The organism is Saccharomonospora halophila 8 (assembly GCF_000383775.1).
In the GTDB taxonomy this organism is placed as follows: Bacteria; Actinomycetota; Actinomycetes; order Mycobacteriales; family Pseudonocardiaceae; genus Saccharomonospora; species Saccharomonospora halophila.
Genome location: NZ_KB912478.1, coordinates 3498 through 9270 on the forward strand (window position 1 = coordinate 3498; position 5773 = coordinate 9270).

Here is a 5773-nt window from a genome sequence, read left to right on the forward strand (position 1 = left end):
GTGGGCGAGGGCGTCGCCACGGACCTGGCGGGCGAACACCCGATGAACCGCCTGCTGCAGGGCGAGGTCGGCAGCGGCAAGACCCTCGTGGCGCTGCGTGCGATGCTCCAGGTGGTCGATGCGGGCAGGCAGGCGGTGCTGCTGGCCCCGACGGAAGTGCTGGCGGCCCAGCACGCGCGGTCGCTGCGGGACCTGCTGGGCGGGCTCGCCCGGGCCGGGGAACTGGACGCCGCCGAGCAGGCCACCCGCGTCACCCTGCTCACCGGCTCGATGCCGGCGAAACCGCGGAAACAGGCGTTGCTGGAGGCCGCGAGCGGCGAGGCGGGCATCGTCGTCGGGACGCACGCACTGCTGCAGGAGCACGTGAACCTCGCCGACCTGGGGTTCGTGGTGATCGACGAGCAGCACCGGTTCGGCGTGGAGCAGCGGGACGCGCTGCGCACCCGGGGCGGGAACGGCACCGCCCCGCACGTGCTGGTGATGACCGCGACGCCGATCCCGCGCACGGTGGCGATGACCGTCTACGGCGACCTGGAGACGTCCTCGCTGCGGGAACTGCCCGGCGGCCGCCGTCCGATCTCCACCAGCGTGGTGCCCACCGCGGAGAAACCCCGGTGGCTGGAGCGGGCCTGGGACCGGGTCCGGGAGGAGGCGGAGGCGGGCAATCAGGTCTACGTCGTGTGCCCGCGCATCGGGGACGAACCGCCGTCGGACAAGACCGAACGCCCCCCGGTCGCGGTGCTCGATCTGGCCCCGCAGCTCGCCGAGGGGCCGCTGGAGGGGCTGCGGATCGGCGTGCTGCACGGGCGGCTGCCCGCCGAGGAGAAGGACGCCGTAATGCGCTCCTTCGCCGCCGGGGAGCTGGACGTGCTCGTGGCGACCACCGTGATCGAGGTGGGGGTGGACGTCCCCGGCGCCACGGTGATGGTGATCATGGACGCCGACCGCTTCGGGGTGAGCCAGCTGCACCAGCTGCGCGGCCGTGTGGGCCGGGGCACGAGGCCGGGGCTGTGCCTGTTGGTCACCGAGGCGGTGGAGGGCACCTCCACCCGAACACGGCTGGAGGCGGTGGAGTCGACCACCGACGGGTTCGAACTCTCCCGCATCGACATGGAGCTGCGCAGGGAGGGCGACATCCTCGGTGCCGCGCAGTCGGGCACCCGGTCGGGACTGCGACTGCTGTCGCTGTTGCGGGACGAGGACGTGATCGCGCGGGCACGGGGGGTCGCCGAGCGGCTCGTGGCCGACGATCCCGACCTGACCGGGCACCCCGGACTGGCCGCGATGGTCGCCGACACGCTCGACGCCGACCGGCTCGACTACCTGGAGAAGTCGTGACCGGGCACCCTCGGTGTGTTCCGGGAGCCGTGCGGGACGGGTGCGCGCGGGTACGCCGCATGAGGTCCGTCACGCCGGTTGTGGACTCCCGCTGAGCGGGAACTCCGATGTACCGTGCCTGATCGACCGATCCGAGAGCAGGAAGGACCGGGCATGTTCCGCAAGGTACTCGTCGCCAATCGCGGTGAGATCGCCATCCGCGCGTTCCGCGCCGCCTACGAACTGGGCGCGGGCACGGTCGCGGTGTTCCCGCACGAGGACCGCAACTCGCTGCACCGGCTGAAGGCCGATGAGGCGTACGAGATCGGCGAACCGGGACACCCGGTCCGCGCCTACCTCTCCGTCGACGAGGTCGTGGACGCGGCGGTGCGCTCCGGCGCGGACGCCGTCTACCCCGGGTACGGGTTCCTCTCCGAGAATCCCGACCTGGCGCGCGCCTGTGCCGAGGCCGGCATCACCTTCGTCGGCCCGGACGCCGACATCCTCGAACTGACCGGGAACAAGGCGCGTGCGGTGGCCGCCGCCCGCGCGGCGGGGGTGCCGGTGCTCGGCTCGTCCGCCCCGTCGGCCGACGTGGAGACGCTGGTCGAGGCGGCCGGGGAACTCGGTTTCCCGGTGTTCGTCAAGGCCGTCGCGGGCGGCGGCGGGCGCGGGATGCGCCTGGTCACCGACCCCGGGGGGCTGACCGAGGCCGTCGAGGCGGCCTCCCGGGAGGCCGAGTCGGCCTTCGGCGACCCCACGGTGTTCCTGGAGAAGGCCGTGGTCGAACCCCGGCACATCGAGGTGCAGATCCTGGCCGACGGCACCGGTTCCGACGAGGGGGTCATCCACCTCTACGAGCGGGACTGCTCGGTGCAGCGGCGGCATCAGAAGGTCGTCGAGCTGGCGCCGGCCCCGAACCTCGACCCACAGCTGCGCGAGCGGATCTGCGCCGACGCCGTCCGCTTCGCCCGCCAGATCGGCTACCGCAACGCGGGTACGGTCGAGTTCCTCGTCGACCGGGACGGCAACCACGTCTTCATCGAGATGAACCCCCGCATCCAGGTGGAACACACGGTGACCGAGGAGGTCACCGACGTGGACCTGGTGCAGTCCCAGCTGCGGATCGCCTCCGGCGAGACCCTGCCCGGGCTGGACCTGTCGCAGGACCGGGTCTACCTGCGCGGGGCGGCGCTGCAGTGCCGGATCACCACCGAGGACCCGGCCAACGGGTTCCGGCCGGACACCGGCATGATCAGCGCCTACCGTTCGCCCGGCGGCTCCGGCATCCGGCTCGACGGCGGCACCGCGTTCGCGGGTACCGAGATCAGCGCGCACTTCGACTCGATGCTGGTCAAACTGACCTGCCGGGGGCGCACGTTCGCCACGGCGGTCGACCGCGCCCGGCGGGCCGTGGCCGAGTTCCGCATCCGCGGGGTGGCCACGAACATCCCGTTCCTGCAGGCGGTGCTGGACGACCCGGACTTCCAGCAGGGCCGGGTGACGACGTCGTTCATCGAACAGCGGCCGCACCTGCTCACCGCGCGCCACTCCGCCGACCGGGGCACCCGGCTGCTGACCTACCTCGCCGACGTGACGGTGAACAAGCCGAACGGCGAGCGGCCGCGCCTGATCGACCCGGTGCGTAAGCTGCCGGACGTCCCGGACGGGACCCCACCGGCCGGGTCGAAGCAGAAGCTGACCGAGCTCGGCCCGGAGGGCTTCGCCGAGTGGTTGCGGTCGTCGCCGCACATCGGCGTGACCGACACGACCTTCCGCGACGCGCACCAGTCGCTGCTGGCCACCCGGCTCCGGACGAGGGACCTGCTGGCCGTGGCGCCCGCGGTGGCGCACACGATGCCGCAGCTGCTGTCGGTGGAGTGCTGGGGCGGGGCCACCTACGACGTGGCACTGCGCTTCCTCGCCGAGGACCCGTGGGAACGCCTCGCGGCGCTGCGCGCGGCGATGCCGAACGTGTGCCTGCAGATGCTGCTGCGCGGGCGCAACACCGTCGGCTACACCCCGTACCCCACGGAGGTGACCGAGGCGTTCGTCGAGGAGGCCACCGCCACCGGGATCGACATCTTCCGCATCTTCGACGCGCTCAACGACGTGGAGCAGATGCGTCCGGCGATCGAGGCGGTGCGGTCGACCGGATCGGCGGTGGCGGAGGTGGCGCTGTGCTACACCTCCGACCTGTCCGACCCGGCCGAGAACCTCTACACCCTCGACTACTACCTCAAGCTCGCCGAGCAGATCGTGGGCGCGGGCGCGCACGTGCTGGCGATCAAGGACATGGCCGGGCTGCTGCGCGCGCCCGCCGCGCGCACCCTGGTCACGGCCCTGCGCCGGGAGTTCGACCTGCCGGTGCACATCCACACGCACGACACGGCGGGCGGGCAGCTGGCGACCTACCTCGCCGCGATCGACGCGGGCGCCGACGCCGTCGACGGCGCGGTGGCCTCGATGGCGGGCACCACCTCGCAGCCCTCGCTGTCGGCGATCGTGGCCGCCACCGACCACTCCGATCGGCCCAGCGGCCTCGATCTGGGTGCGGTGGGGGAGATGGAGCCGTACTGGGAGATCGTGCGCCGGATCTACGCGCCGTTCGAGGCGGGTCTGGCGGCACCGACGGGGCGGGTGTACCACCACGAGATCCCCGGCGGTCAGCTGTCCAACCTGCGCACGCAGGCCAGGGCCCTCGGGTTGGCCGACCGGTTCGAGGAGGTCGAGGCGATGTACGCCGCCGCCGACCGCATCCTCGGGCGGCTGGTCAAGGTGACCCCGTCCTCGAAGGTCGTCGGGGACCTGGCGCTGCACCTGGTGGGCGCGAACGTGGCGCCGGAGGAGTTCGAGGCCGACCCCGGCCGGTTCGACATCCCGGAGTCGGTGATCGGCTTCCTGCGCGGGGAGCTGGGCGAGCCGCCGGGCGGCTGGCCCGAGCCGTTCCGGAGCCGGGCGCTCGCGGGCCGGGGCGAGGCCCGTCCGACCGAGGAGCTGTCCGACACCGACCGGCGCGGGCTGGCCGAGGACCGGAGGCGGACGCTGAACCGGCTGTTGTTCCCCGGGCCGACGACGGAGTTCGAGAACCACCGCGAGGCCTACGGCGACACGAGTGTGCTGCCGAGCAAGGACTTCTTCTACGGGCTGCGGCCGGGGGAGGAGTACGCGGTCGACCTCGAACCGGGTGTGCGCCTGCTCATCGAGCTGGAGGCGATCGGCGAGGCCGACGAGCGCGGCGTGCGCACGGTGATGTCCACACTGAACGGACAGCTGCGCCCGATCCAGGTGCGCGACCGGTCCGTGGCCTCGGACCTGCCCGCGAAGGAGAAGGCGGACAAGAACGACCCGGGGCACGTGGCCGCGCCGTTCGCCGGGGTGGTGACCGCGGCGGTCGCGGAGGGCGACACCGTCGACGCGGGCGACACGGTGGCCACCATCGAGGCGATGAAGATGGAGGCCGCGATCACCGCCCCCACCGCGGGCACGGTGCACCGCCTGGCCGTCAACTCGGTCCAACAGGTCGAGGGCGGCGACCTCCTCGTCGTCCTGCAGTGAACGGTGCGTTCCTCCCCCGTGGGTGAGCGTGAGGGGCACATTCGCTGCGTGTGACGCAGGAAATGTGCCCCTCACGGCACCCGACGCAGGGAAAGTGCCCTTCACGGCACACCCCGGCGCCGTGGGGTCAGAGCGCGATCGGGTGGCCGGTCCGGGCGGCTTCGGTGATGGCGAGGGTGGTGCGGAGGGTGTGGAGGCCCTCGCGGCCGTCGACGAGCGGGGTGGCCTCACCGCGGGCGACCGCGCGGAAGTGGTCCAGCTGCGCGGCGAGGGGGTCGCGTGCGGCCACGTCCAGCACCGACGTGTGGAACGGGGCCCACCACGACGGCTCGCCGGAGTACACCCGTAGCCGCAGGGTGGGCACCCCCAGCGATCCTCGCGTGCCGGCGACGAGGTAGCAGTCCTCGTCCGGATGGTGCGGATAGTCGGGATTCTCGCCGGAGGTCTGCTCCCAGCTGCGCGCGGCGGCCGCGGTGTCCGAGAGCAGGAAGCTGCCGAGCGCGCCGGAGGCGAACCGCATCGTGATCGCCGCGGTGTCCTCGACCGCGAACCCCCGTGCGGCGTTCGAGGCGCGCGCCTGCACCTCCACGATCTCGCCGCACAACGCGCGCAGGTTGTCGACGTCGTGGATCAGGTTGATCAGGATCGGGCCGCCGCCGGGCTCGCGGCGCCACGCGGCGTGCGCGAAGTAGTCGTCCGGCTTACGGAACAGGGCACTGCCCTGCACCGCGACGACGTCGCCCAGGGTGCCCCGGCGGAGGGTCTCCCGGGCGGCCGCCATCCACGGGCTGTGCCTGCGGTGGTGCCCCACGAGCAGTGGCACCCCGGCGTCCTCGGCCGCCGACACGGCGCGTTCGGCCCCGGCGACGGTGTCCGCGACCGGCTTCTCCACCAGCAC

The 5773-nt window shown here is 72.8% G+C and carries 3 protein-coding genes; 2 read left to right on the forward strand and 1 reads right to left on the reverse strand.

The features are described 5' to 3' along the window. Together SACHA_RS0100715 and SACHA_RS0100720 are read left to right on the forward strand one after the other, a co-directional pair. Positions 1 to 1338: ATP-dependent DNA helicase RecG (locus SACHA_RS0100715; RefSeq protein WP_019806383.1), on the forward strand; the 1338-nt coding region annotated here is incomplete at its 5' end. A 153-nt stretch (positions 1339 to 1491) separates the two neighbouring features. Continuing rightward, a complete protein-coding gene (locus tag SACHA_RS0100720) occupies positions 1492 to 4875 on the forward strand; it encodes a pyruvate carboxylase (protein WP_019806385.1) in 3384 nt (1127 codons plus the stop codon). A gap of 127 nt (positions 4876 to 5002) precedes the next feature. On the opposite strand, the gene SACHA_RS0100725 is transcribed toward SACHA_RS0100720, so the two are convergent. Then, on the reverse strand, positions 5003 to 5773 hold a 771-nt coding region (locus tag SACHA_RS0100725), incomplete at its 5' end, for a Gfo/Idh/MocA family protein (protein ID WP_019806387.1).

Coding starts and splice junctions, on each gene's coding strand:
- SACHA_RS0100720 (WP_019806385.1), top strand. CDS start 1,492: ATGTTCCGCAAGGTACTCGTCGCCAATCGCGGTGAGATCGCCATCCGC.